The organism is Chelatococcus sp. HY11, assembly GCF_018398335.1.
Lineage (GTDB): Bacteria > Pseudomonadota > Alphaproteobacteria > Rhizobiales > Beijerinckiaceae > Chelatococcus.
The window spans coordinates 47,270-73,801 of sequence record NZ_JAHBRX010000002.1; the positions used below are offsets into that span (position 1 = coordinate 47,270).

Below are 26,532 nucleotides of genomic sequence, written 5' to 3' on the forward strand. Positions count from 1 at the left end.
GGTGGACCAGCTTTTACGTGGGAGATCGAACTGCCGCGCCAATCGCGGCGCCGTTCCTCTCAAGGAGTTCGATGTTCTCGATGAGGCGCCGGCCGGCAAGCTGCAGCAAGTAAAATCCGAATTGTGGGCTTTGGAAGTAGAGCGCTCTCACTTGTTCATAAGTGATCTCAAGAACCTCGCTTGGCGCCACACACTTGACTGTTTGCGTACGATGCCTATCTCGCGCAAGGAGACCAATTTCGCCGACGATCTCCCCTGACGTAATAGTGATATCGATCTCCATGACGCGAAAGCTGCCGGAGACGACAAATATCATGCTATCCGCCCTGTCACCCTTGCGGAACAGATAATCGCCAGCGTTGACGAGCCGACGCCTTGTGACGCTCCTCAGCCAGCTCATGTCGATCCCGCCCCGTGTCGCGGCCTCAATCCGGCGGTTGAGCGAGAGAATCTGCGCCAGGCGGAAGGCGTTCAATGGCAGCAGGATGAGGTGCAAAATAAGGATGGGGCTTGCATGATTGACATAGCCATAGGCGATAAAGCAGAGATTGCTTAGGATGCCGATGACACGCAGCTGCACCATCGTCTTCATGGAGAACGTCAGCAGTACGAGAGCCGCGGCGGCATAGCCCAGAATGTCCGTGAGATTCATAAGCATTCCCTCCTAGTCCGCGCGAATGAGAACTTCGCGTTCAACCGTGCCTCTATGGGCTGATCCCAAAGGCGCCAGACCAATTTTCACACCAGTTTCAGGACTGTTTCGCCTTGCTTCCATCCTTAATGTCTGAAAATCGCTCGAGCGTCTTGCGGAATTCGGAGAAGGCCAGTGTGGCGAAGCCCGGCCGGCACGCCAGATAGGTGTCGACCATCATCAGGGGATGTTCTTCGATCGGGCCCAGATGCCGCATAAGATCAACAACGCTGCGGGGCAGGATGCTGATGCGTATTGGCTGTTCAAGGGAAAATGAGATGCTGGACAAGCTCGGAGTGTTGTTGCCGATCATTCAGGCGCCGATGGCGGGGGTCTCGACACCGGCTCTCGCTGCCGAGGTGTCGAATGCCGGAGGGCTTGGATCCATCGGCGTTGGGGCGACGGATGCTGCCGGTGCCAGAAGGATGATTGAGGAATTGCGCGGCAGGACCGATCGCGCATTCAACGTCAATGTCTTCGCACATGGCGCGGCGAAAGCCGATCCCGCTCTGGAGGCGGCTTGGCTGGACTGGTTGGCTCCGCTTTTCGCCGAGTTCGATGCGGAAGGTCCCAAGGAACTGCGCATAATTTACAGAAGCTTCGTTGACGATGCGGACATGCTGGCGTTGCTGCTTGAGACAAGGCCGGCGGTTGTCAGCCTGCATTTTGGCTTGCCGCCCGCTGAGACGATCGCGGCTCTGAAAGCCGCAGGGATCACCCTGTTGGCGACAGCAACCAGCCTGAATGAAGCCCGCAAGATCGAGGCCGCCGGTATCGATGCCATCGTGGCGCAAGGAATCGAGGCCGGCGGGCATCGCGGCATGTTTGACCCAGCCGGCCCCGACGATGGCTTGGGCACCTTTGCCCTGACACGGCAGCTCGTGCGACAGGCCAATGTGCCGATTATCGCGGCCGGCGGCATCATGGATGGCGCCGGCATCGCCGCCGCGCTCGATCTCGGGGCTGTCGCGGCCCAGCTTGGCACCGCGTTCGTATCTTGCCCGGAGTCCGCGGCCGATGAAGGTTATCGTAAAGCTTTGGCTGGCGAAGGGGCCTATCACACGCGTCTCACGACCTTTGTCTCGGGCCGGCCGGCGCGTGCCTTGGCCAACCGCTTCACGGCGCTGCAGGAGCTGGCTTCAGGGCGGCAGCCGCCCGACTATCCCATCGCTTATGACGCCGGGAAGGCACTGCACGCTGCGGCCAAGGCAAAAGGTGAGCATGGCTTTGGTGCGCATTGGGCCGGGCAAGGCGCGCCTCTCGCGCGGACGCTCCATGCTGCTGAACTTGTCGAGACGCTGGCGCGCGAGTTGGCTGATGTGCGCGGCATTCCTGCCCGACACGGCTAGGCGAATTGTGGTTTCAAATTCGCCTCTTGGGGCAGTCAGCTAGAGCCTTACAGGCTCGATGCGGCCGAGTTCCTCTTCGCACCATGCGGCAGCGCCCAAGAGCGATATCTCCGCGAAAGGTTTTGCGATCAGTTGGATCGCGTAGGCGAGACCATCGGCCCGTGAGCCCGCCGGAAGGGAGATGTTCGGATAGCCGAAGGCGGATGACATGACCTGGAAGGTCGTATCGCCAAGGGGTTTCGGCCCTTGCCGATCAAGGCGCGGCGCCATGTCGGACGACGTCGGGGCGACGAGCGCGTCGATTTCGCGAAACAAGCTCGCGAGCTGCGGCCGGATCTGGCGATGCACGCGTCGAGCCTGGATATAGGCCGCGGCGGGCAGAAGAGAACAGACCTGAAATGTCGCTTTCACTGTGGGGAGGTAGTGCTCGGCGTGTCGGCTGAACTGTTCGGCATGATTGGCTGCGCCCTCGACGCCTGACGTCACGGCATGGAGGGCGAGGATGACTTCGAGCGGCACAGGCAGCCTGACCTCGATGAGGTCAGCGCCTGCCGCGCTGAGCCGCTGCATCGCGGCTTCGAAGCCTGCGCGCACCTCGGGCGTGGCGCGGTCAACATAATCGCGCAACACCCCGAGACGCGGTTTGCGCGAGGCCGCCGCCGCGGCGACAAAGTTCTGGACCGGTTCTTTGGAGGCGTGGGGATCGCGGGGGTCCGCGCCGGCGGTGGCCTGCAGGGCGGCCGCGGCATCCGTGACCGAGCGCGTGACAAAGCCGGGATGGTCGGAAGTCCAGCTGGTGGGGAGCACGCCAAAGCAGCTCAGCCGCCCATAGGTCGGCTTCAGCCCGACAACGCCGCAATAGGACGCGGGCCTGAGCAGCGAGCTGGCTGTCTGCGTGCCGACACCGATCTGGATATGGCCAGCGGCGACGGCGGCGGGTGGGCCGCTCGATGAGCCGCCGGGCGTATGGTCGAGATTGCGTGGATTGCGGGTCTTGGACGGATCCTGGCCCCACGCAAATTGGGTAGTCGTGTTCTTGCCGAAGATGATCGCGCCGGCTTCCCGCAAGCGCCTGATAACCGTTGCATCTTCGTCACGTACCTTGTCACGATAAGGCGCGAAGTTGGCGGCCGTCGGGAAGCCCGCGACATCGATGACGTCCTTGACGCCAACAGGCAAGCCGAACAGCGGCAGACCTGCGCGCTCCGCCGGCTTGAGCTTCCCCGCCTTCTCAGCCTGGGCCATCGCTCCGTCGTAATCCAGGACCTCCCAAGCCCGAACCCGGTCCTCGGTCGCCTCGATACGGGCGAGATGCGCGGCGACATAGTCCTCGACCCGCAGGTCCCCTGTCTGCATGGCCGTGACAGCCTCGTCCGCGGGACGGCTCCATAGTGTCATGAGCGGTCACCCCCGTCTTCAGACGCGTTGTCGTAGTAGTCGGGCTCGCTGTCGCGCAGCCCGAGCGGCACCGAGAAAAGGACTTTCACGTTGTGGCTGGCGGCGCGGATGGCGGCATCGAGTTCAGCCGCGCGCATGTCCCCCCAGGTCAATTCAGCCGTGCGCCTGAGAAGCACGTATATGTCATCTTCGGTGGAGGAACTGCTGAGTGTGGGCATCGACGAAGACCTCAATGCGGTGTCGGGAGGAAGGCTTGGCGGCCTGACATGCCGTCGACGGGGCGATTAGTGGCGGGACTGATCACAGCTGCGGCCAGCGGTGTGACCAGGGATGGAGCTGTTCGAACGCACGGGCGAGCTGGATGAGCTGCCAATCGGACCCGAAAGGCCCCACCAGCTGAAAGCCGATGGGACGGCCATCCGACGAGAGGCCGGCCGGAATGGCGATGGCCGGTACGCCGGCACTATTCACGAAGCTCGTAAACACGTTGAAGAACGGCTTCACCATCTCTTCCGCCCCCCACGCTGGGGACCCCGAGACTGGGGACAGCAACAGATCAAACGCGCTGAAGAACTGGCCGACCTGCGACTGGACCTGGCGCAAACCGTTGGTCGCTGCGACATAGTCGGCGGCGGTCAGCGCCGCGCCCCGTGCCGCCTGATCCTCGTAATAGGGATCGATCCGTCCCTTCCAGTCATGCTTGTCCGCCAGGAGCCAGGCGAGGCCGGCGGCGCCAATCGTTCTGGCCGATGTCTCCTGGATCTGCTCGTCGTAAGGCGCGCCGCCGATCTCCACGGTGTGCCCCATGCCGCGAAACGCCTCAGCGACCCGCTCGCAGGCCGATGTCACTTCGGGGAAGACCGGATATTGCTTGACCTGGGGCATGTAGCGGATACGAAGCCGCCGCTCCGTGACCTCCGCGTCTGGTGTCGCGGCGAATGCCCACGATCCGCCATCCAGCGGATGCGGCTTGGCGATGATGGAGAAAGCCAGCGCCAGGCTTTCCACGGTACGCGCCATAGGACCAACGACCTCGCGGCCGCCGAGCGTAATGGGCAGGCCGCGCCCTCTGGCGACGCGACCCACGGTCGGCTTCAGACCGACGAGGCCGCTGTGGCTGCATGGCGTGCGGATCGAACCGCCGCCATCGGTGCCGATCGCCAGCGGGCCCATTCCACTCGCGACGGCCGCGGCCGCGCCGGCGCTGGAGGAGCCCGGCGTCAGGTCGAGTCGCCACGGGTTGCGCGTCGTGCCGAACAGGGGCGTACTTACAATGCCGCGCCCGGTGGAGAACTCCGAGCAGCGGGTCTTGCCGAGAATGATCGCGCCAGCCTCGCGCAAGCGCTCCACCGGAACCTCATCCTCGCTGGGAACGAAGTCCCGGAACACGGCCGTTCCCCAGGTGCAGGGAAGCTCCTTCACCGGAATATTGTCCTTGATCGACACCGGCACACCATCGAGCGCGCTGGCCGGCTGACCGGCGTGCCAGCGCGCGTCGCTGGCTTTGGCGGCGCTGCGCATCTCGCTCATGTCGAGGGCCGCGAAGGCATTGAGCTTCGGGTTGATCTCCTCGATCCGCGCGAGGATGGCGTCGAGCGCCTCGCTGGGCGTGAACCGGCCATCGCGGAAGCCGGCCGAAAGCTGAACCGCGTCCAGGGACCAGAGTGCGCTCAATGCTGTCTCCCCAATGCTGTCTCCCCGAAGCTGGCTGCCGATGTGCGAGGCATACCGTGTCTGGCCTCAAGCCTGACCGGTCTGCGGAACAGTGATGCATTCACCGTGCCAATCCCGTTCTCTGATGCGTTTCGCGATGAAATCAGGCCGTGACGCGTCGCTCTAATGCCTGCATTAGGAACGACTACTTCCCGGTCTGCACAAACTCTCCTCGTAATCTACAAATATTGATCTTGTGAAGTTGCCAACCGCCTTACAATATCCGGAAATACAGTCGATGGATTCAGCGCGTTCTGGCGGCGAGCGGCGATGCGCCAGAGTCGATTGCAAGATGACCGAGCGAAGTCGGGCGATGGAGCGGGACATGAACAAGTCAAAAAGCAATTCTTTGCTCAATGCGGCCTCCGTATTCAAGGCCGATTCCGTGTTCGAGGTCGCGAGATTTGCTTTCGCCGTATCTGCTGTTGCCACGTCCATGCTGGCGGTCAGCGTGGGATCGGCCTGGAGCCAGGTTACGCTCGATGCCGCATCACAGGCCCTCTACGACAAGGCCGCCCAGGAAATCCCCGGTCTGCCGGTGGAAATCTTCGCCGGCGCGCAGAAAGAGGGGGAGCTCACCATCTACCGTGTGGGATATGACTTCCCGGGCATCATCTTCCCGGAGTTCAAGAAGCTCTTTCCCTTCATCGCGATCACAGAGTTCGAGGCGACGGTCGCACCACTCCTGCAGCGCTTCAGCGCAGAGGCGCGATCGGGGCGCAATGTGGCCGATGTGGTCATGAACGCCATCCCGGGCGCGGTCAATGCCTTGGACAAGGAAGGGCTTATCGCGCACTACAAGCCGACATCAGCGGATGCAATAAAGACAGGCTTTCGCGAGGGCGCCTACTACCCCTTCGATCGTATTATGCTTTGCAATGCTTACAATAGCGACCTTGTCACCGACGCTCAGGCGGCTGGCCTCGGCAGCTGGAACGCGATCGGCGATCTTCAGTGGACGGGGAAAGTCGGCATCAACCGCATGGCGGCCGGTGGTGTGACGGCGTTGGCCTATACCTTCGTCGACAAGGAAAAACCGACGGACTTCGAGACGCTGATCGTCAAGCAGGACGCGCTTCTGTTCCCGAGCGTGCCGACCATGATCGAGCGCCTGGCTTCCGGCGGCATCAGCGTCGCGTTCTTCGCCAATGACGGCAATCTGCACAAGCTGAAGCGCGCGGGCGCGCCACTGAAGTGGAAATGTCCTACGCCCGGTCTTGTTCTCAACGACTTCCAGTTCATTCCCGCCAAGGCGCCCCATCCTAACGCCGCGCGCCTTTGGATCGAATTCATGCTGAGCAAGAAGGGCCAGCAACTCGTCAACGAGGGCCTCGGCCTCGGCCCTGCGCGCATCGACGTCGCGGACAAGCGGGCGGTGACGGGAGAGGCGTGGTACCAGGCGCCGGCCGAGCTCTACAGCTTTTCCTGGGATGAGGTCGACAAGGGTCTCGAGGGCGTGAGAGCCAAATGGGACGCCGCCGCCGGCAAGGCGCGCCTCGCCAACTGAACGCCCGCGATAGCCATCTTCAGCACACGGGGATCAGGAGATGTCCAGCCAGCTCACATCGGGATTCGACCGCGCGATCTCCTGGTCGACCTTCCTGCTGACGACCTGGATCGTCGCTGTGCCGGTCGGCTTCCTCGTCTACGCGGCCCTCAGCGGCGGGTATCCCGGCGATCCGACTAATGCCTTCACCTTGACGCATGTCGCCAAGGTCTATGCCTCGACCAGCTATCTGCAGCCACTGTTCAACACGCTCTACCTCGCCTTCCTGACCGCGATCGTGGTTACGCCCTGCGGCGTCCTCCTCGCGTGGCTGGTGGCGCGTACGGATCTCAGGGGCAAGGAGACCATCGGCTTCCTCATCACGGTGCCGATCTTCATCTCGCCACTGCTCGGGGCGTTGGCCTGGATCGCGCTCGCCGCGCCGGATTCCGGACTGATCAATGCATGGATCGGACGCGGACTGCTCGGCCTCACCAGCAATCTCCTGAATATCTATTCCTTTCCCTCTATCGTCTTCGTGATGAGCCTGTTCTACGTGCCGCTCTCCTACCTCCTGACGGTTGGCAATCTCATGCGGCTCGATGGTACATTGGAGGAGGCCGGCCGGACGGTCGGCATGACGCCGGTCGGGGTCTGGTTCCGCGTGACCCTTCCCCTGCTCTGGCCGACCATCGTGTCAGCCTTCCTCATGATCTTCATCCTGGCGGCCGAGCAGTTCGCCGTCCCCGCGATGCTCGGCGTGCAGGGGCGCTTCATCACGATCCCCGTCATTCTCTATCAAGGCTTCGAGAGCGGCATGATTCCGCCCGGCGAGGTGGCGGCGCTAGCGACGCAACTCGTCGCGGTCACCATGTTGGGCGTCTTCCTCTACCGGCGAATGGTCCGTGTCGCGCGGAAGTATGTCGTGGTCACCGGTAAGGGCAGCGCCTCCAAGCTCGTGCAGCTCGGCCGCTGGCAATGGGCGGCACTGATCGCCATCGGCAGTTATTTCGCGCTCGCTGTGGTGCTCCCATGCCTGGCGCTGGTGATCGGTTCGTTCCAGAAATTTCTCACGTCCCGCTTCAGCCTGTCGAACTGGACATTGGCCAACTACGTGACCGTGTTCGAGCCGAACTACCTGCGTATCATCTGGAACACCATCAGCCTCGCGGCCATCGGCGCATTGATTACGGTCGCGCTCGGCTTTCTCATCGGGTATCTCGCCACGCGGCTGAAAGGCGTGGCGGTCGCCGGCGCCGACTATGTCAGTTCGTTGCCGATCGCGCTTCCCGGTATCGCGATGGCGGTCGGCCTGCTCTGGACCTACGCCGTCTTGCCGCTGCCGGTCTATGGCACCGCCATCATCCTGGTGATCGCCTTCGTGGCCCGCTTCATCGGCTATGCGGCGCGGCTCGCGTCGACCAGCTTCCAGCAGATCGACCCAAGCCTGGAGGAGGCGGGTCGCATGGTCGGCATGACCCGGCTCGGCGTCATCCGCCGCGTCGCGTTCGGCATCGTCAGCCCGAGCATGATCTCGGCGTGGACGCTGGTCTTCGCCTTCATCGTGGTCGAGGTTTCCACGGCGATCCTGCTTTACACGCCGAAGACGGCGACTATGGCGGTCGCCATTTTCAACGCGATGCAATCCACCGGCACGGTGCTCGGCTTCACCCTCGCGGTGGTGCAGCTTGTGCTGATCTCTGCCGGGCTCATTGTCGTGCGGCGATTGGTCGGTTCCCTGCCGACAATGGCGTCATAGGAGGACACCAGTGGCTCCGGCCCTCTCCCTCTCCCAAATCGTCAAGTTCCATGGGTCACATTGCGCGGTGAACCATCTCGCATGCACCATCGAGCAGGGTGAGATCGTCTCCATCCTCGGGCCGTCGGGCTGTGGCAAGACCACGCTCCTGCGCTGTGTGGCCGGTCTCGAGGCCATCGACGATGGCGAGATCGCGATCAACAACCGCGTCGTCTCGTCGAAGGCCCTGTTCCTGCCGCCTGAACGCCGCAACATCGGCATGGTCTTCCAGTCCTATGCCTTGTGGCCGCATCTCACCGTCTTCGCCAATGTCGCGATGGGCCTGAAAGTGCGCCGACGCCCGGCGAAGGAAGTGGCGACCCGTGTTGCGGCTGTGCTTGAGACGCTCGAACTCGCCGGCCTTGCCGACCGCCTGCCGTCGCAGCTCTCCGGTGGCCAGCAGCAGCGTGTCGCGGTCGCGCGGGCGATCGTCATGGAGCCGGAAATCCTGCTTTTCGACGAACCGCTCTCAAATCTCGATGCGCGTATCCGCGAGCGGGTTCGCAGCGAGCTGCATGACCTGCTTCGTAAACTCGGCATCACCACGCTCTATGTCACCCACGACAAGGCCGAGGCCATGGCGCTCTCGGACCGCATCATCGTCATGCGCGGCGGTGTCATCGATCAGGTGGGCACTGGCCGCGAGATCTACGACACGCCCGCGACCGCCTTCATCGCCGACTTCATAGGTCGCTTCAACTTCCTGCCGGCCTCGCCGCTCGCCGGCACGGACGCCCTGCATACCGTCGAGGTCAAGGGTCAGCGCATGGCCTTGATGCCCGCCCGCTCGCAGGCGGCGGGCACGGTGGGCTTCAAGCCGGAGGATGCCGTGCTGTGTCCCAATCCGGCCGGGCGCGCCAATGTCTTCGAGTTATCCGTGCTCAAGCAGACCTATTTTGGAAGTTCGGTCGAGGTCGTGGCCGAGCTGCTTGGTACACCCGTCACACTCTCCTTGCCCGAAACCGTGGCCGGCAACACGCTGCGCATCCACCTTCCCCCCGCCAAACTCACCTATTTCGGCGCCGACGGACAGGCGCTCGGTGGCGAGCCCCCGGCGCCGTCGCTGCAGATCGCAGGGGAATGACGGGTTCCCGCCACCACCAATGACCCATCCCGGAGACACTCATGGGACCTGAGCGCGTCGTCTATTCGGCCTTGCGAGACCGGCCACGGCTTGTCTGGCCGAACAATGCAAGGCTCGCCCTGTGGATCGTGCCCAACATCGAGTTCTTCGAATATCTGCCTGGACGGCCGCATACCCGGGACCCGTGGCCTCGCATGCCGCATCCCGACATCCGCGGCTACAGCCTGCGGGATTACGGTCCGCGCGTCGGGTTCTGGCGGATGATCGAGGCGTTCGACGAATACAATATCCGGGCGACCATGTCGCTGAACGTCGCTTCCTACGCCCATTTCCCCGCGTTGCGCGATGCCTGCGAGGCGCGCGGCTATGATGCGATGTCGCACGGCATCTACAATACCGAATATATCTCGGAGCTGTCCCCGGCCGAGGAGCGCGCGGACATTCGCCGCACCCAGGAGCTGTTCGAGACCCATAGCGGTGGCCGCAAGCTGACGGGCTGGTACTCCGCCGCCGGGGCGCCGAGCTTGAGGACCCCGGACATCCTGGCGGAAGCCGGTATCGAGTACTTCGTCGACTGGATGTACGACGACCAGCCGTTCCCGATGAACGTCAAGTCGCGACAGCTGATTTCCATGCCTTATTCGATGGACCCGAACGATGGCCGCAACTTCCGCGAGCCGTTCATCGAGGCGGCCGATTTCATCGCCTCGATCAAGGATCAGTTCGATCGCCTTTACCGGGAGAGTGAGGAAACGGGCCTCGTCATGACGCTGGCGCTGCATCCCTATGTCATGGGCCAGCCGCATCGCATCGGCTATCTGAAGAAACTGTTCGACTACATATTCTCGCACGAGGGGGTGTGGCAGGCGACAGGTGTCGAAATCACCCGCTGGTTCGTGGACACCCATCTCGACAAGCTGAATGCCCATCTCGCCGAGGTGGCCGATCGCAGGGGAGCCGCCTGATGACTGTGCCCGCTCCAGGTATGGACCATGGCCACTACCTCTATTCCGCACTACCGGACCGCCCGCGCCTCCTCTGGCCGAACGGCGCCAGGCTCGCCGTGAGCGTCTACCTGCATCTCGAATACTACGAGATGGAACAGGGCCCGACGACCATTCGCGACAGCCGCTACAATTCGCGCAGCGCTCCCGATGTGTTGCACCACTCGTGGTTCGAATACGGCAACCGGATCGGTATCTTCCGCATTCTCGATGCGCTCACGGCGCACGGCATGCGCATCACGGTGCCGACCAACGCCGTCGCCGCTGAACGCAATCCGCGCCTGGTCAGGGATCTCGCGGACCTCGGCGCTGAATTTGTCGCCCATGGCCTGACGGCGACGGAAATGCAGCACAGCCACATGTCCGAAGCGGAGGAGGCACGTTTGATCGCCACGTCCGCGAGCCGCCTGGAGGCTGCCACAGGCCAGCGGCCGCGGGGGTGGATGAGCCAGGATTTCGGCAATTCCATCCGCACGCCGCGTCTGATCGCGGAGGCCGGCTTCGACTACTGCGCTGACTGGGCCAACGACGAGCAGCCTTACTGGATGACCTATGACCGGCTGGTGTCGGTGCCGAACCACGTGCTCTTCGATGACGTCTTTACGATCTGGGACCGGCATGTGCCGATGGTGCATTATCCTGACATCATCGCATCCGGCGCGCGCCAGCTGGCCGAGGACGGCGTGACGACGGGCCGTTTCATGTCGATCGGCTTGCGCCCATGGGTCATGGGCGCCTCGCACCGCATCAAGTATCTGGAGATGGCGCTGGCGGAGCTCGCGGCCATTCCCGGCCTATGGTTCGCCACGGCCGGCGAGGTCGCGGCCCATTACGCGGCGGTCACGGCCTATCCGGCGGAGCGGACGCGCGAGCCGACACCGGCATGACGCGCGGGCGAAGCCGGGGGCTGTCATGACCCCCGCGGACAGCGTTCTCTCCACCCGCGCGCCATGGCGTTCGTCGAGCGTGCTGCTCTTCGTCTTCGCGCGCTCGGCCTCCACCATCGCGTTCCAGATGCAGGGGGTTGTGGTCGGCTTCCAGGTCTACATGCTGACCAGCAGCCCGCTCGCGCTGGGCCTCATTGGCCTCACGCAATTCGGCGCCATGCTGATCGTCACTTTTCTCGCCGGCTATCTCGCCGACCGTCTCGATCGCCGCCTTCTGGTGGCATGCTGTCAGATCGTTCAGTGCGTTGTCGCGGGCTTGCTGGCGCTCGGCTCGCTGATGGGCTGGCTCAGCGTGCCCGCGATCTTCGCCCTCGTCGCGATCGCCGCGTCGGCGCGGGCCTGCGAGCAGCCGACCGAACAGGCGCTTCTGCCCAATCTCGTGGCACGCCAGGATTTCCCCCGCGTCGTCGCTTTTGCCACGTCCCTCAATCAGGGCTGCGTTGTTCTTGGCCCGGCGATCGGCGGGCTTTTCTACGGCTTCGGGCCAGCGATCCCTTATGGCGCCGTTGCGCTGTTGCTTGTGGTGGCGGCCGCAGCCGCACTCAGCCTCCCACCGCAGGAACGGTCGAACGCGCGGGTGAAGCTGTCGTTTGACTTTGTCCTGTCGGGCCTGAGTTTCATCATGTCGCGCCGCATCGTTCTCGGCGCGATATCGCTTGACCTTTTCACGGTCCTCTTCGGCAGCGCGGTCGCGCTTTTACCCGTTTTTGCTGTCGATGTGCTTCACATCGACGCCTTCGGCCTTGGCCTGTTGCGCAGCGCCCCGGCGGCCGGCGCCCTGGTCACCGCCTTCCTGCTTACGCGGGTCACATTTGCTGGGGTCGGGGCGACCATGCTGAAGAGTTCCATCGCCTTCGGTCTCTTCACCGCAGCCTTCGCCTTCTCGACATCGCTTGTCCTCTCGTTGCTCATTCTTTTCCTGATGGGCGCAGCCAATGTGGTTGGCGTCGTTATTCGCCAGTCCCTGGTGCAAATGGAGACGCCCGACGAATTGCGGGGCCGCGTGGCGGCGGTGAACTCGCTGTTCACAGGCACATCGAACCATCTCGGCGCTTTCCAGGCGGGCGTGACCGCAGCACTCGTCGGCCCGGTTCTCGCCGTGGCACTCGGCGGCGTCGGGGCCATGGCCATCGGTTTTGCCTGGATCTGGCTCTTTCCGGAAATCCGGAAGCTCAAGCGACTCTGACCGCCTCAGGCAGAAGCGTTGTCCTGAAACCTGCCTGTTCCGTGCGGCTGGCGAAGGCGGCGATGGTCGCCCGGACCTCGTCGACAAAGCCCTGGAGAAGCAGCGACTTCGGCCGCGCGCTTGAGAACAGGAAGACAAGCTCCAGCTCGACCGGCGGATCTAGCGGCGTCAGGTTGATCGAATCCACGGCGTCATCGATGAAATCGAGGGGGTGAATGAGCCCCACACCCGCGCCGCGCCGAACCAGTTCCATCGTCGCCATGGAGAGGTTTGTCTCGATCGAGGTGATCCGGCGATAGGTCTCCGCGTCGAAATGGCTACGCAGCAGGCGTCCCGCCTGGGTTGCGGCGGTGCTCGCGATGACCGACTCGCTCTCGAGATCCTTGAGCGTCACCGCCTTCAGCTTGCCGAAGCGATGGCCAGCCGGCGACGCGCAGACGACCGGCAGGCGCCATACCGGCTCGACCTCGACGCCGGGACCTTCGACAGGTCCGATCGTCACGCCCATGTCGAGCATCTCGTCCTTCACCTGGCGGACGATACTGCCGTTCGGGAGCTGCTCGAGCTGGAAACGCACCTGCGGCCGGTATGATTTGAAGCGGGCGATGGTCTCCGGCAGGAGGCGGGCCGTCATGGTCGACATTGCGGCGACCGAAATGACCCCGGCATCTGCGCCACGCAGGAGATCGACCTGCTGCTCGAGGCGCGTCACATCACGGATGACCGCGTTCACATAGGGCATCAGTTCCAGCGCCTCTCGTGTGAGATGGAGCTGCGCGCTCTTGCGGTAGAACAGCTTGATCGAGAAATAATTCTCGATCTCCCTCAAGGACTGGCTGACCGCGGATTGGGTGATGTGAAGCGTATGCGCCGTCTCCGTTGCACTGCATGTCTCGATGAAGATCTGCAGGATTTCGAGCTGACGGATCGAAAGTCTCATCAAGGAACCCCGCCCATGTCCATCAACCCGTCATCCCTCGCCCTTGGTGCGTCGCTTCCCCGGAAGCGCGCGTGCGCCGCATTCGAACGGCTGACACAAAAAGCAATTTAGACTGGGTGCGCGTTCATGGCCAGTGAGCCCCTCGCTGCCTGGAGGGGGCTTCACCGAAACTTCACAAAAGGTCGCAGGGGACTGGCCCGATCACGACAATGAAGTCTCAGGAGCTGGATGGGATCGGAAGCTAATATAGCCGGCTTTATTCGAGTATTGTATTCTTTATTTTCCTGTGTTCCAGGTAAGATACGTATATATCCGCCTATGCTGAATTATATTTTTTCAGCTGCAAGCTGGCCGCCTCACGCAGGAAGCCGACGTCTGAACCGATCGCGACGAAGTCCGCTCTTGCTGCGGTATAAAGCTGAAGCAACTCGGGATCGGAGGTGAGGACACCCGCCGGCTTGCCCGCCGCCTTGATCCGCCGTAGCGCGTCGCACACCGCCTCTCGCACCGCCTCGTGTCCTGGTTGTCCGAGATAGCCGAGATCCGCCGCGAGATCAGCGGGGCCGATGAAGAGCCCGTCCACACCATCGATCGCCGCGATGTCCTCGATGGCTTTTACACCGCGCGCGGATTCAATCTGCATCAGCAGGCAGATCTCACCATTCGCGGTTTTGAGGTAATCGCCGATATCGCCGAAGCCCGAGGCGCGCGCCAAGGCCGCTCCGACGCCGCGAACACCATGGGGAGGATAGCGCACCGCTGCCACCAGATCGCGTGCCTGTGCCACGCTTTCCACCATCGGGATGAGAAACGTTCGCGCACCGCCGTCAAGGAGTTGCTTGAGCATCCATGCTTCGCCGATCGGCGGCCGGATAACCGCCTCGACTGGGTAGGGCGCGATAGCCTGCATTTGCGCGACCGCCGAACGCAGATCATTGGGCGCGTGTTCCAGATCGATAACCAGCCAGTCATAGCCGACACGCGCCACCAGTTCGGCGCTCAGCGCATTGCCGAGCGCCAGCCAAAGGCCTGTCTGGCGCCGTCCCGCGGCCAATGCCGCCTTGAAGGGGTTCACGGGGGCGGGCATTCATACCTCTCAGGCGAAATGGCAGGCGATGGTGCCAAGCGGGCCGTAATCGGCATTGATCGTCGAGCCGGGCGGACACTCGATTGGACGGACGAACGAGCCGCTCAGTACGATCTGTCCGGGCTCGAGCCTGTGGCCGTTGGCGGCCAGCCGGTCGGCGAGCCAGGCGATGCCCTTGGCGGGGTGATTGAGCACACCGGCACCGACACCCGTTTCCTCCACCACGGCGTTTCGCGAGACGATCGCTCCTGCCCAGCGCAGATCGAGATCCCGCGGGCGCATGGGCCGACCGCCGAGAACGAAACCGGCATTGGCCGCGTTGTCGGCGATCGTGTCGCAGACGTTGCGAAGCGTGCCGGTTGCGGCGTCGCGCCGCGCGATGCGTGTGTCGAGGATCTCAAGCACCGGCACCACATAGTCGGTCGCGTCCATAACCTCATGCACACTCGCGCCCACGCCGGGATCACGCTTCATCACGAAGGCGAGCTCGGCCTCCACGCGCGGCTGAATAAAGCGCCCGGAAGGGACTGTGGCACCATCGTCAAACCGCATGCTGGCCAGCAGGTAGCCTGAATCCGGCGTATCGATGGCGAGGGCCTGCTGCATCGCGCGGGAGGTGAGGCCGATTTTCCAGCCAACGTGGCGATCCCCCTCCGCGCGCTTGGCGGCGACGAAGGCTTCCTGAATGCGGTAGGCATCGGCCATGTCCATATGGGGATGGCGCAAGCTCAGCAGGGCGATCTGGCGCTGCTCTCGCTCGGCGTTCACCAGATCCGCCGCCGCCGTGGTGATGTCGCTCTCGCTCAGCATTGGGAAGACCTCCGATTAAATGGCCTCACGCTGCACCCGGTTCTCGAGGGTCCCGATTCCCGAGACGCTCACCCGAACGGCATCGCCGTCGACAAGGTAACGAGGTGGGTCGAAGCGCGCACCAGAGCCTGTCGGCGTGCCTGTGACGATGATGTCGCCGGGCAGGAGTGCAGTGAAGGCGGAGATATAGCTGATGAGATAGTCGAGCGGGAAGAGCATGCGACCCGCCACATCATCCTGACGAAGCTCGTCGTTCACCCACGAGGAGACGCGCAATTCCTTGAGCTCACCGGCCTCGCCAACGGGGACGATCCAGGGGCCGATGCTGCCCGACTTTTCGAAATTCTTACCCTGGGTCACGTTGAACTTCGCATGGCGCATCCAGTCGCGGACACTACCCTCGTTGCAGATGCTGACGCCGAAGATATGCGAGAGCGCGTTCTCGCGCGCTATGCGGCGGCCGGCCTTGCCGATGACGACAACGATCTCGCCCTCGTAGTCGAACTGCGGTGATTCCGGCGGCAACATCAAGGGCTCACCATGGCCGGTGAAGGATCCGCGGGTGCGCAGGAACATGCTCGGATATTTCGGGGCGTCCGATCCGTCCTTATACTCGGCGTTGCGGTCCGGATAGTTCACGCCGATGCAGATGATCTTGTCGGCGTCGGGGACGGGGATCCGATAACGGATTTCGTTTGGCGCGAAATCGGCGGGAGCTTCGGCGGCTACACGCCGGGCCGCCTGGAGCCCATCCGGGGCCGCAATGAGCGCGCGCATGGAGGAAAAGCTGGTCCGCGCGCCGAGGTCTGCGATTCCGCGCTCGTGTTCCAGGCCGAAGCTTTCGTGGCTGCCGACAGCAAAGCTGAGAAGTTTCATATCCAAAGTCCTAGGAAAGGCTGGGAAGGGAAGGAGCCGGGCATGGGGGCGCCGTTCAGGCTTCCTGCTCAAGATGCGGCTTGGAGCGACGCACCGCTGGAAGCACCAGGAGCGCGAGCATCACCGCCGAGGCGAGCAGGAACCCCGCGCTAATTGGGCTCTCGATGAAAATCCGGGGGTCACCGTGGGAAATCAGCAGCGCGCGGCGCAGGTTTTCTTCCAGCATCGGTCCAAGTACGAGACCGAGGATGAAGGGCGCCAGCGAGAAGCCGAGCTGCAGAACGACATAGCCGAAGATTCCAAAGCCGGCGCCGAGCAGCACATCCATCGGTTCGTTCGACAGCGTGTAGATGCCGAGGCACGACAGGATGAGAATCATCGGAAACAGCCAGGAATAGGGGACCTTCAGCAGCACGATCCAGAGCCGGATCAGCGGCAGATTGAGGATCACCAGCATCAGATTGCCGATCCACATGCTGGCGACCAGGCCCCAGAACAGCGAGGGCCGTTCGGTGATGATATTGGGGCCGGGCGTGATGCCGTGGATCATCAGCGCGCCAAGCATCAGCGCCATGGTGGCACTTCCGGGAACGCCGAGGGTCAGCGTCGGTATGAAGGTCGTCTGGGAGGCGGCGTTATTCGCCGATTCAGGACCGGCGACACCCTCGATGGCGCCTTGGCCAAAGCGGCTCGGATCCTTGGCGCAGCGCTTTTCCAGGATGTAGGAGGCGAAGGAGCTGACGGTAGCGCCAATCCCTGGAAGAACGCCGCAGATCATGCCGACGCCCGTACCGCGCAGAATTGGCTTCACGGATTGGCGCAGTTCCTCGGCCGTCGGCATCAGCGAGTCCACGGCAACGACCTGATGGGGAGGCTCGTCCTTGGTCGGGCGCAGTTCCCGGATGATTTCCGCGAAGGCGAAGGTGCCGACTGCCACGACGACGAAGTCGATCCCTTCCATTAGGGATGGCAAGCCGAACGTGAATCGCATCGCGCCGGAATTCACATCCATGCCGACCAGGCCGATGAGAATACCGAGCAGGGCCATCAGCAGACCCTTCACCAGCGCGCCCTGCACCAGCACGGATGTCGCCACCAGGGCCATCACGATAAGCGAGGCATATTCCGCCGGGCCGAAGGCAAGCGCGGCCCTGCCGAGCATCGGGGCGAAGAGGGCGATGCCGAATGTGCCGATGCAGCCGGCGACGAAGGAGCCGATGGCGGCGATGGCGAGTGCCGCGCCCGCGCGGCCTTTGCGCGCCATCTGGTAGCCGTCGATACAGGTGACGACGGACGAGGATTCGCCCGGCAAATTCACCAGGATTGCCGTGGATGAGCCGCCGTAGGAGGCGCCATAGTAGATGCCGGCCAGCATGATCATGGAGGCGATCGGCGACAACCCATAGGTCATCGGTAGCAGCATGGCGATCGTCACCAACGGGCCGACGCCTGGAAGCATGCCGATGAAGGTGCCGAGCGTGACACCGATGAGGCAGTAGAGCAGGTTGTCCAGCGACAGGGCGACTTGGAAGCCGAGTATCAGACCGTCGAGCATGACCGCCTCACAGAGAGATTGGGAGCTGGAGACCGACCTTGAAGATCAGCATGGTCATGCCGATCCCGACCACGATGAGGGCGGGCAGGGCACGGATCGACCTGTTCGGGTCGGCGACCCATGCGGCGATCACGAGATAAGTGACAGCCACGATAAGTCCGAACTGGATGAGGAGGGCGAAGCCGACAATGGCCGCCGTGACGAGGAGGAGTGGACGCCATGCGATCGTCACGCGCTCCTGCTCCTCATTCCGGTGCAGAATGCCCCGACAGAACAGCAGGACGCCCAAACCCAGCAGAAGCGAGGAAACGATGACCGGCACGAAGCCCGGCCCCATGCTGAGCGCCGAGCCCGCCGGATAGTGACGCGCCAGCATGAGTGCCGTCAGACCAATGGCGATGAACAAAACGCCGCCAATGCCGTCCTTGGTAATCGGCATGGACACCCTCCCTTTACCGCGAGCGTGGCTGGAGGACGGCTTCAGGCCGCCGACCGCTTCTTGATGTGCTCGTGCAGATTGTTGAACTTGTAGTTGAGCTCCTCGCTCATCTCCTGGACCTCGAAGGCCACGGCAAGCGGCGCGCGCGCATTCAGAGGCTTCAGCAGAGCGCAGACCCTCTCGAACACGGCATCAGCCGCGCGCTTTCGTGTGTCGAGATCACGGCCGGCGCCGATCCGCAGAACGATATGCACAAAGGCATTGTCCGGGTGACGATCCCCGACGAGATAGTCGTTGATCACCTGAAAGCGCACGCGCACGCCACCAAGCGGAAAAATCCCGGTTTCCAGCGCTGCTTCGTAAACTAATTCCTTGAGCTGCCGGATTTCCGGCTCATCGGCGATGTTGGCCGAAACTTCGATCCACGCGTGAGGCACGATGGGAACTCCTGATGAAACTTGAGGAAGAGGGGCCGCGGGCGTGGCCAGCGACCCCTCACGCGTTTATTCGGCGGGGATGCCTTCTTCCTTGATCAGCGCGGTCCAGCGCTTGATCTCTGTGTCAATGAGCGCCTTGAACTCTTGGGGTGTCGAGCCCTTGGCCTCGACACCGGCCTTCATCAGGCTCTCGCGTACGCTATCCTGCGCAAGTGCCTTGGCGACGGCCTCGTTCAGCCGGGCGACCACCGCCGGATCGGTGCCGGCGGGAGCCGCGACGCCGTACCAGCCGGAGACATCGAAGTCGGGGTAACCGAGTTCGGCGACGGTCGGCACGTCGGGCAGGGAAGGGATACGCTCGGCGCCCGTCACGGCAAGTGGCACGAGGGCGCCCGACTTGATGTGCGAGAGAACGGAGACGGGGCTCGATAGCATCACCCCGACGCGACCTGCCAGCAGGTCTGTCAGGGCCTGTCCGGATCCCGAGTAGGGAATATGCGTCATCTTTGCACCCACTGTCTTCTGGAACAGCAGGGAGGCGAGATGGGCGGCGGCCGCGCCGCTGGCGTAGTTGATCTTGCCGGGAGCTTCCTTCGCCTTGGCGACCAGCGACTTGATATCCTTCACGCCGAGATTGGGATTGACCACGATCAGATAGGGCGCCGCCGACAGTTGCGAGATCGGCGCGAAATCCTTCACGGGATCGTAGTTCGTGGCCTTGTAGAGATTCGGATTGAGTGCGAGTGTCGCCTGCAGCACGAAGGTTATAGTCTGGCCGTCCGGCGTCGACATCGCGCCAATCTTGGTGCCGGCGATGCCTTGCGCCCCAGGCCGGTTGTCGACGAGGACCGGCTGGCCGAGGTTCTTCGACATTTCCTCGGCGACGACGCGCGCGACGACGTCGGTGCCGCCGCCCGCGTTGAACGGCACGATGAAACGCACGGGCCCCTTCGGGAAGGTGTCGGCGCTTGTCGTTCCCACCGCACCAAGGCTGAGAGAGATGCCGAGGGCGGCAAACTGCGCCGCCTTGACGAATAGCTTCATGTCTTCCTCCCTAGAATTTCATTATGCGGTTCCGCCGGCCCGCGTTGGAGCCGGCGACTCGTGCCGTTAGCCTTGCTTGGCTGCGAAGAGTTCGTCGATCTTGCGCTCGTAGGCATGATAATCGAGGTAGTCGTAGAGCTGCTCGCGCGTCTGCATCCGATCGAGAACGCCCTTCTGCGTACCCGCATGACGGATGGTTTCATAGACGTTGAGCGCGGCAGCGTTCATCGCCCGCGCTGCCGACAGCGGGTAGAGCGCCGCGGACACGCTGGCGTCGCGCAATTCCTGGGTGGTGAAATTGGGCGTCTTCGAAAATTCGGTGATATTGGCGAGCACGGAATAGGGCTTGTTCAGTGCCTTGGCGAGTTGCCTGTACTGATCGAGATCCGTGAAGGCCTCGGCGAAGATCATGTCCGCGCCAGCCTCGATGTAGGCGCATGCGCGCTCGATGGCGCCATCGAGCCCTTCGATCGCCAGTGCATCGGTGCGGGCGACGATGACGAAGTTCTCATCATAGCGCGCATCGACGGCGGCCTTGACGCGGTCGAGCATCTCATCCTTGGAGACGATTGCCTTGCCCGGACGATGACCGCAGCGCTTCAGCGCGACCTGATCTTCCATATGCATCGCACCCGCACCATCCTTGATCAGGCCGCGCACGAGACGGGCGATCGAGTAGGCGCCGCCGAAGCCTGTGTCGACATCGACGAGCACAGGCAGGTCGCTCGCATCCGACACCTTACGCAGATCGGCGAGGACATCGTTGATGGTCGTAATGCCGAGATCGGGCAGACCGTAGCTGGCGTTGGCGACGCCTGCACCCGCGAGGTAGATTGCCTTGTACCCCACGCGCTTGGCCATCATAGCGGTGTAGGCATTGATCGCGCCGACGATCTGAAGCGGCTGCTCCTCGACGAGCGCCTGGCGGAAGCGGGCACCCGCAGAAGTATTGACCGGGGTATGCATCAGCATAATAAACTCCACAATATGGATTAACTGTTGCTTTCTTGGGTGAGATCACCATAATATGGGTAATCATGTCAATGGACATGGAAGAATCTAATTTTAACTCCATAATGTGGAGCGGAGAATGGAGCAGGGGGCTCAATCCATCTACCGGGCCGTAGCTATCCTTAAAGAGCTTGCGAACCGGAATAGTCTTGGGAGTGGGATGACCGAGCTGTCAGAAGCGACAGGACTAACCGGGCCGACAGTTCATCGCATGTTGCGGGCGCTCGTCGATGTTGGGTTCGCCCATCAGCGCTCATCGGATCGGCGTTATGTGTTGGGGCCGCTCCTGCAGCAGCTCTGCATGCAGCTAGGACCGCCGCCGGATCTGGAGACCGTCGCGCGGGCCGCGACTGAGCGTCTTGCAGAACTCACCGGTGATACGGCGTTCTTCCTGCGCCGTACCGGAGCGGAAATGCTGTGTGTCAGCCGGACTTCAGGCTCCTTTCCGGTCAAGACCCTCCTCACGGAGGTCGGTACGCGCCGGCTGCTCGGTCTCGGTGCCGGCGGCCTCGCCGTGCTTGCCCGCCTGCCGAAGGACGAGGCCATGACACTTCTCGTCCGCAACAAGGCTGCCTATCGCGAGGCCGGGCGCCCGGTCGAAATCCTGTTGGCGGAGATGGAAGAGACCGCTGCCTCAGGACATGCGATCAGGCGCCTCTCCGATCTGGGCGCCACCACGGTAGCCACCGCCCTGTGCGACGGAAGCGGCAGGCCTTTTGCCGCACTCAGCATGAGTGCCATTTCCCAGCGTATGGACGGCTCGCATCTGCAGGATGCCATCAGGCATCTGGATAAGATGCGCGACGAACTCCAGGAAAGCCTGGTTTTTGCAACGCGGTCGGCGCCCGAGGGAATCAATCGCGTCGACTAGAAGAAGTCCGTCTGATGCAGTCGTCGCGTATAGGGATACTGGGAAATCCGTAATAATTCATCAGCCGGCGCCAGCTCAACGACGCGGCCTTTCCGTAAGGCAGCCACACGATCGCAGAAATATTTTACCACTCTCAGATCATGCGAAATGAAGAAATGGGATAGATCCGTGCCATCCCGAATATCCATGAGCAAATTGAGAATTTAGGGCTGATTGATACGTCGAGGGCGAGAATCGGTTCGTCCGCGACGATGGAAACGTGGATTGAGGCTGATAGCCTTCGCCGATCGCGATACGCTGGCGCTGATCGCCTGAAATTCAGCGGATAGCGACGGCGCTACAACTGCCCAAGCGATCGCAACGCGAGCGTCGCGGCTGCCGTTCGATTCTCGACGCGCAGCTTCAGGTAGACCTGCTCCAGATGCTTGTCGACTGTCCGGGGGCTGAGTGACAGGATCGCGGCTATGTCGCGATTGGACTTGCCGGCGGCGATCCACCACAGCACCTCGCCCTCGCGCTGGGTCAGGTCGAAGCTCTGCCGCAGTCGTCCGGGGGCGTCATCAACCTGCCCGGAGCCGAGCCGCAGCAGATACTCGTCCTCGCCCATGCGGCCGATGAATGTCAGCGTGGAGCTTGGATCGCCAGGCAGGGGCGTGACGAGTTCCCGCTGGCGCTCGCTTTCGGCGATCGCAACAGCGTCCCGGAGCCAGCGCGTCAGGCTGGCGGGCAGGGCCGATGGTCGCGCCTTTCCCTCGACGAGGGTCGGGCCGAGCCGTTTGCGCGCCACGGGCGTGAGCCAGAGCACATCACCGGAGAGATCGACGGCGAGCAGCGTCCGGCCGGATGTGTCGAGGGCGGCCTGCGCGCTTTCCGTGAGGCGCGCATTGGTGGAATGGACGCGGATGCGCGCCAGCATCTCGTCGATGACGATGGGCTTGGTGACATAGTCGACGCCACCTGCCGCCAATCCCTCGAGAATATGGGCGGTTTCGGTCAATCCCGTCATGAAGATGACCGGGACATGGGCGAGCAGGGGCTCCTGCTTCAGGCGTCGGCACGCCTCGAAGCCGCTCATCCCGGGCATGACCGCGTCGAGCAGAACCACATCCGGGGTGATGTGCACCGCGATCTTCAGAGCGGATTCGCCGTCGAGCGCCACCATGACGGTGAAGCCGGCCGCGTCGAGCGCGTCCGTCAGCAAACGCAGGGTCTCGGGCGAATCGTCGACCACCAGGGCGATGCGGCGGCTGTCGTGGCTATGCGTCATGCTGATCCATCGCATTGAGGGCGGCCATGAAGCCGGGAAGATCGATCGTGTCGACGAGGCGCGCGAGGTCAGCAACGGTGCCGCGTTGCGCGGGGTTCGCGCGCCCGATCACCTCCAGTCTGGACTGCAGGCCGCGAATATGGCCAAGCTCGCCAAGGCGCCGGAGGTCAATGACGTCGGCGGCCTGGAGGGGCGCGTGACCGGTTGGGGCCTGTGCCAGGGCCATTATGGGATCGTCTCCATGCTCCCATTCGAGCCCGAGTTGAATCTGGATCTCGCGGAGAAGCTGGCGGATCTCGACCGGCTTCAGCAGATAGCCGTCATGGAAAGGGCGGGCCATTGCGGCTCTGTAGGCTTCAACAGCGCTGGCCGAAAACATGACAATGCGCGCCTGATCCTGCCCCTGCTCGCGCAGGGCCTGCGCCAGGGCCCAGCCATCCATGCCAGCCATGGAGACGTCGATGAGGAAGAGATCCGGACGGACGTGGCGTGCCATGTCGATGCAGGCCTCGCCATGGGTCGCATGGAGAATGATGAAGCCGAGCGGCCCGAGGATCTCGCGCATGAGGTCGTGGTGCACGGGGTCGTCATCGACCACGAAGATCGTCCGCCGGCGACCGACATAGCCCGTGATATGGTCCTCGCTCCCGATGATCGGGCGGGGATCCGTCACTTCCGAAAGAAGCAGCTTGACCTTGAAGGCAGTGCCAATGCCGAGCTTGCTCGTCACGGTGATGCTGCCGCCCATCACGCCGGCGAGAAGCTTCGAGATGGTCAGTCCAAGCCCCGTGCCGGGCGGCATCTGCCCGGGACGCCCCGCGCCCCGCTCGAAGGGCTCGAAGATGCGCTCCAGATCCGCCGCCGGGATGCCGGGCCCTGTATCCGCTATGGTGAAGTCGGCAACGGGGCTGCGATAGGCCAGCGCGAAGGTGACCTTGCCTTCCGTGGTAAACTTGATGGCATTGGAGAGGAGGTTGATCAGGACCTGACGCAGACGGTTACCATCGGCATAGACGACCGCGGGCAGGTTTGCGGGTCTGTCGAAGCAGAATTCGAGACCCTTGGCAGCGGCCTGCAGCTTGAACATGCCGACGATCTGATCGAGGAATTCGACCAGCGGGATTTCGTCGCGTGACAGATCGAGCCGACCAGCCTCGATCTTGGATATGTCGAGAATGCCGTCGATCAGGCCGGACAGGTGATCGGCGCTGCGGCGGACGACATGGATCTGCCCGCGCTGCTTCGCGGCGATCGCGGTGTCATTCTCGAGGATCTGGGCATAGCCGACGATGGCGTTGAGCGGCGTGCGCAATTCGTGGCTCAGCCCCACCACATAGCGGCTCTTGGCATGGTTGGCGGCTTCGGCCGCGTCCTTGGCGCGCTGCAGTGCCGCATCGGTCCGGTTGTGCGCCTCGATCTCGTTCATCAGGAGCGCTGTCTGCCGGCGGGATTCTTCCTGGGCCGCGGTGCGGCTCGCCTGGACGAGGACGAACAGCCAGGCGGCGACGCCGATGATGATGGCGAGGACGAAGAAGGCCTTCCAGAGGAGACCAGCGGCGATGGCCGGGTCGACGGACGGATCGCTTGTGCTCTGCAGATAGATCAGAGTGAGCGTGAGGGCGATGACGCCGCCCGCCAGGAAGAACACGCCCAGGAAATAGGTAACGTCGGCCGTCAGCCACCCATGGAGCTTGACCGGCATGATGCGCGTCAGCGCGGCTCGCATCTGCACGGGATAGCGCGCATGCGGCTTGCAGAGATCGTCGCAACGCGCATCGAGCGAACAGCAGAGCGAGCAGATCGGCCCCGCATAGGCCGGGCAGGAGGCCATGTCCTCGGGCTCGAAGGCGTGCTCGCAGATGCAGCATTTGATCGAGTCGCGCTTCTGCCAACTCTTCTTGGGCGTCCGCGCCAGATAATATTTCCCGCCCGTCCCCCAGGCGATAAGGGGCGCCGTGACGAGGGCGGCGCCCAGCGCCAGAAAGGGCGACAGCGCCTTTGCCAGCTCGCCGGCGAGGCCGAAAAAGGTCGATATGCCGACGGTCGTGGCGACCAGCATGGCGCCGACCCCGACGGGATTGATATCGTAGAGATGGGCGCGCTTGAATTCGATATGCGCCGGTGAGAGCTTCAGCGGCTTGTTGATGATCAGGTCAGCGACAATGGCGCCGACCCAGCCGATGGCGACATTAGAATAGAGCGCGAGGGTGTTTTCCAGGGCGCGGTAGACGCCGAGTTCCATCAGAAGGACGGCCACGCCGAGGTTGAATACAAGCCATACGACACGGCCCGGATGGCTGTGGGTGAGGCGGGAGAAGAAATTCGACCAGGCGATGGACCCGGCATAGGCGTTTGTCACATTGATCTTGAGCTGGCACAGGATGACGAAGGCGCAGGCGACATAGAGCGCGACGCGTGGATCGCCGAAAATGGTCTCGAAGGCCATCACATACATCTCGGCCGGTTCGACGGCCTGCTCCTCCGTCACGCCCTGCTTCAGCGCATAGACGGCAAGAAAGGAGCCGGCCAGCATCTTCAGCGCGCCGATGATGATCCATCCAGGTCCCGCGGAGACCAATGCCAGCCACCAGGACCATCGCTTGCCGCTGCGCTCTCGCGGAAGGAAGCGCAGGAAGTCCACTTGCTCGCCGATCTGCGCGACGAGCGAGAACATGACGCTGGAGGCGGCGCCGAACAGAATCAGCGAAAAGCCCCCGCCGAGGTCGCCATGGCGTCCGGTGAAGCCCGTCCAGTCCGACAGTACATCCGGCTCATAATGCAGGATGGCGATGAAGGGGGCAATCTGCAGGACGATCCAGAGGGGCTGGGTCCACAGCTGGAAGCGGCTGATGAGGGTGATGCCATGCGTGACGAGCGGGATGACGACGAGCGCGCTGACGAGGTAGCCAATCGCCCGAGGCAGCCCCGTCATCATCTCGATGGCGATGGCGAGGATGACGGCCTCGATGGCGAAAAAGATGAAAGTGAATGACGCGTAGATCAGCGATGTTATGGTCGAGCCAATGTATCCAAAGCCCGCGCCACGTGTCAGCAGGTCGATATCCACCCCATAGCGTGACGCATAGTAGGAAATCGGCACGCCGGTCATGAAAATCAGGGTGCTGACCGCCAGGATCGCGAGGCTCGCGTTGGTGAAGCCATAGCTGAGCGTTGTCGCGGCGCCGATGGCCTCCAGGGCGAGAAACGAGATTGCCCCGAGCGCCGTGTTGGCGACGCGTAACGGCGACCACCGGCGCGCGCGCTTGGCCGTGAAACGCAACGCGAAATCCTCAAGGGTCTGGTTCGTGACCCATTGATTATATTCGCGACGGACCCGGTCGATCCGCTGCTGGCCGCTCATACCTGTCCCGCCCCCTGTTATCCGGCACCAGTATGTCAGGTGTTTCGCGGTGCAGTATACGTGATCCTACGTATTGCTGCACTGCGGCATTTATCCAACGATGATGGCGTCGCGGGGCAAGAGACCCTGCTCCCAAAACATCAAGAGGGGTAAGACGCCATGGCGTACGATAAGGATC

General features: G+C 63.0%; 24 protein-coding genes. 8 read left to right on the forward strand and 16 right to left on the reverse strand.

What is annotated here, in order from left to right; translation table 11 throughout:
* Positions 1-13: 13 nt before the first annotated feature.
* Positions 14-652, reverse strand: a complete 639-nt coding sequence (locus KIO74_RS21310; protein ID WP_213336322.1) for a Crp/Fnr family transcriptional regulator — start codon at positions 650-652, stop codon at positions 14-16.
* A 97-nt stretch (positions 653-749) separates the two neighbouring features.
* Positions 750-1,004, reverse strand: coding sequence for a type 2 periplasmic-binding domain-containing protein (locus KIO74_RS21315; protein WP_213336325.1), 255 nt, complete (start codon positions 1,002-1,004; stop codon positions 750-752).
* On the opposite strand from KIO74_RS21315, the gene KIO74_RS21320 reads away from it, so the two are divergent.
* Positions 988-2,040, forward strand: coding sequence for an NAD(P)H-dependent flavin oxidoreductase (locus KIO74_RS21320; RefSeq protein WP_297257891.1), 1,053 nt, complete (start codon positions 988-990; stop codon positions 2,038-2,040). The two genes, KIO74_RS21315 and KIO74_RS21320, sit on opposite strands and share 17 nt — an antisense overlap.
* 39 nt (positions 2,041-2,079) lie before the next feature.
* Here KIO74_RS21320 and KIO74_RS21325 read toward each other — a convergent pair whose 3' ends face one another.
* The 3 genes from KIO74_RS21325 to KIO74_RS21335 form a co-directional block, all read right to left on the reverse strand.
* Entirely contained in the window at positions 2,080-3,438 is a 1,359-nt protein-coding gene (locus tag KIO74_RS21325) for an amidase (protein ID WP_213336330.1), read from the reverse strand.
* Positions 3,435-3,656 (reverse strand): hypothetical protein, encoded by a 222-nt coding sequence (locus KIO74_RS21330; protein ID WP_213336333.1) that lies wholly within the window; start codon positions 3,654-3,656, stop codon positions 3,435-3,437. Before KIO74_RS21330 ends, KIO74_RS21325 begins: the two co-directional genes overlap by 4 nt.
* A gap of 82 nt (positions 3,657-3,738) precedes the next feature.
* Positions 3,739-5,112 (reverse strand): amidase, encoded by a 1,374-nt coding sequence (locus KIO74_RS21335; RefSeq protein ID WP_213336336.1) that lies wholly within the window; start codon positions 5,110-5,112, stop codon positions 3,739-3,741.
* Positions 5,113-5,476: 364 nt separating this feature from the next.
* Between KIO74_RS21335 and KIO74_RS21340 the strand changes: the two genes are divergently transcribed.
* Genes KIO74_RS21340 through KIO74_RS21365 form a run of 6 tightly spaced genes read left to right on the forward strand, consistent with a single transcriptional unit; the run spans position 5,477 to position 12,656 of the window.
* Entirely contained in the window at positions 5,477-6,658 is a 1,182-nt protein-coding gene (locus KIO74_RS21340; RefSeq protein WP_213336338.1) for an ABC transporter substrate-binding protein, read from the forward strand.
* 40 nt (positions 6,659-6,698) lie between these two features.
* On the forward strand, positions 6,699-8,396 hold the full coding sequence (locus tag KIO74_RS21345) for an ABC transporter permease (RefSeq protein ID WP_213336341.1): 1,698 nt from the start codon (positions 6,699-6,701) through the stop codon (positions 8,394-8,396).
* Between the two features lie 10 nt (positions 8,397-8,406).
* On the forward strand, positions 8,407-9,519 hold the full coding sequence (locus KIO74_RS21350; protein WP_213336344.1) for an ABC transporter ATP-binding protein: 1,113 nt from the start codon (positions 8,407-8,409) through the stop codon (positions 9,517-9,519).
* Positions 9,520-9,560: 41 nt separating this feature from the next.
* The gene (locus tag KIO74_RS21355) at positions 9,561-10,484 is read left to right on the forward strand and encodes a polysaccharide deacetylase family protein (protein ID WP_213336347.1); all 924 of its coding nucleotides are present in this window, start codon (positions 9,561-9,563) and stop codon (positions 10,482-10,484) included.
* Entirely contained in the window at positions 10,484-11,410 is a 927-nt protein-coding gene (locus KIO74_RS21360; RefSeq protein WP_213336350.1) for a polysaccharide deacetylase family protein, read from the forward strand. The genes KIO74_RS21355 and KIO74_RS21360 overlap by 1 nt, the downstream gene beginning before the upstream one ends.
* A gap of 25 nt (positions 11,411-11,435) precedes the next feature.
* Positions 11,436-12,656 (forward strand): MFS transporter, encoded by a 1,221-nt coding sequence (locus KIO74_RS21365; RefSeq protein WP_213336353.1) that lies wholly within the window; start codon positions 11,436-11,438, stop codon positions 12,654-12,656.
* Here KIO74_RS21365 and KIO74_RS21370 read toward each other — a convergent pair.
* The 9 genes from KIO74_RS21370 to prpB all read right to left on the reverse strand — a co-directional run bounded on the left by KIO74_RS21370 (position 12,643) and on the right by prpB (position 20,816).
* Complete coding sequence (locus KIO74_RS21370) at positions 12,643-13,596, reverse strand: LysR family transcriptional regulator (RefSeq protein ID WP_213336356.1); 954 nt, start codon at positions 13,594-13,596, stop codon at positions 12,643-12,645. The two genes, KIO74_RS21365 and KIO74_RS21370, sit on opposite strands and share 14 nt — an antisense overlap.
* Positions 13,597-13,912: 316 nt before the next feature.
* The gene (locus KIO74_RS21375) at positions 13,913-14,683 is read right to left on the reverse strand and encodes an HpcH/HpaI aldolase family protein (RefSeq protein WP_213336359.1); all 771 of its coding nucleotides are present in this window, start codon (positions 14,681-14,683) and stop codon (positions 13,913-13,915) included.
* Between the two features lie 9 nt (positions 14,684-14,692).
* Complete coding sequence (gene hpaH / locus KIO74_RS21380; protein WP_213336362.1) at positions 14,693-15,493, reverse strand: 2-oxo-hept-4-ene-1,7-dioate hydratase; 801 nt, start codon at positions 15,491-15,493, stop codon at positions 14,693-14,695.
* 15 nt (positions 15,494-15,508) lie between these two features.
* The gene (locus KIO74_RS21385) at positions 15,509-16,369 is read right to left on the reverse strand and encodes a fumarylacetoacetate hydrolase family protein (protein ID WP_213336364.1); all 861 of its coding nucleotides are present in this window, start codon (positions 16,367-16,369) and stop codon (positions 15,509-15,511) included.
* A 55-nt stretch (positions 16,370-16,424) separates the two neighbouring features.
* Positions 16,425-17,924: a tripartite tricarboxylate transporter permease gene (locus KIO74_RS21390; protein WP_213336367.1), complete on the reverse strand. Its 1,500-nt coding sequence runs from the start codon at positions 17,922-17,924 to the stop codon at positions 16,425-16,427.
* 7 nt (positions 17,925-17,931) lie between these two features.
* Positions 17,932-18,363, reverse strand: coding sequence for a tripartite tricarboxylate transporter TctB family protein (locus KIO74_RS21395; RefSeq protein WP_213336370.1), 432 nt, complete (start codon positions 18,361-18,363; stop codon positions 17,932-17,934).
* 41 nt (positions 18,364-18,404) lie between these two features.
* On the reverse strand, positions 18,405-18,800 hold the full coding sequence (locus tag KIO74_RS21400; protein ID WP_213336373.1) for a 5-carboxymethyl-2-hydroxymuconate isomerase: 396 nt from the start codon (positions 18,798-18,800) through the stop codon (positions 18,405-18,407).
* Positions 18,801-18,866: 66 nt separating this feature from the next.
* Positions 18,867-19,844, reverse strand: coding sequence for a Bug family tripartite tricarboxylate transporter substrate binding protein (locus tag KIO74_RS21405; protein WP_213336376.1), 978 nt, complete (start codon positions 19,842-19,844; stop codon positions 18,867-18,869).
* Positions 19,845-19,910: 66 nt separating this feature from the next.
* Entirely contained in the window at positions 19,911-20,816 is a 906-nt protein-coding gene (gene prpB / locus KIO74_RS21410; protein WP_249731424.1) for a methylisocitrate lyase, read from the reverse strand.
* Between the two features lie 118 nt (positions 20,817-20,934).
* On the opposite strand from prpB, the gene KIO74_RS21415 reads away from it, so the two are divergent.
* On the forward strand, positions 20,935-21,726 hold the full coding sequence (locus KIO74_RS21415) for an IclR family transcriptional regulator (protein WP_213336379.1): 792 nt from the start codon (positions 20,935-20,937) through the stop codon (positions 21,724-21,726).
* A gap of 337 nt (positions 21,727-22,063) precedes the next feature.
* Here KIO74_RS21415 and KIO74_RS21420 read toward each other — a convergent pair whose 3' ends face one another.
* Together KIO74_RS21420 and KIO74_RS21425 are read right to left on the reverse strand one after the other, a co-directional pair.
* Complete coding sequence (locus KIO74_RS21420) at positions 22,064-22,993, reverse strand: response regulator transcription factor (RefSeq protein ID WP_213336382.1); 930 nt, start codon at positions 22,991-22,993, stop codon at positions 22,064-22,066.
* On the reverse strand, positions 22,983-26,354 hold the full coding sequence (locus KIO74_RS21425; protein ID WP_213336385.1) for a hybrid sensor histidine kinase/response regulator: 3,372 nt from the start codon (positions 26,352-26,354) through the stop codon (positions 22,983-22,985). Before KIO74_RS21425 ends, KIO74_RS21420 begins: the two co-directional genes overlap by 11 nt.
* Positions 26,355-26,532 lie beyond the last annotated feature (178 nt).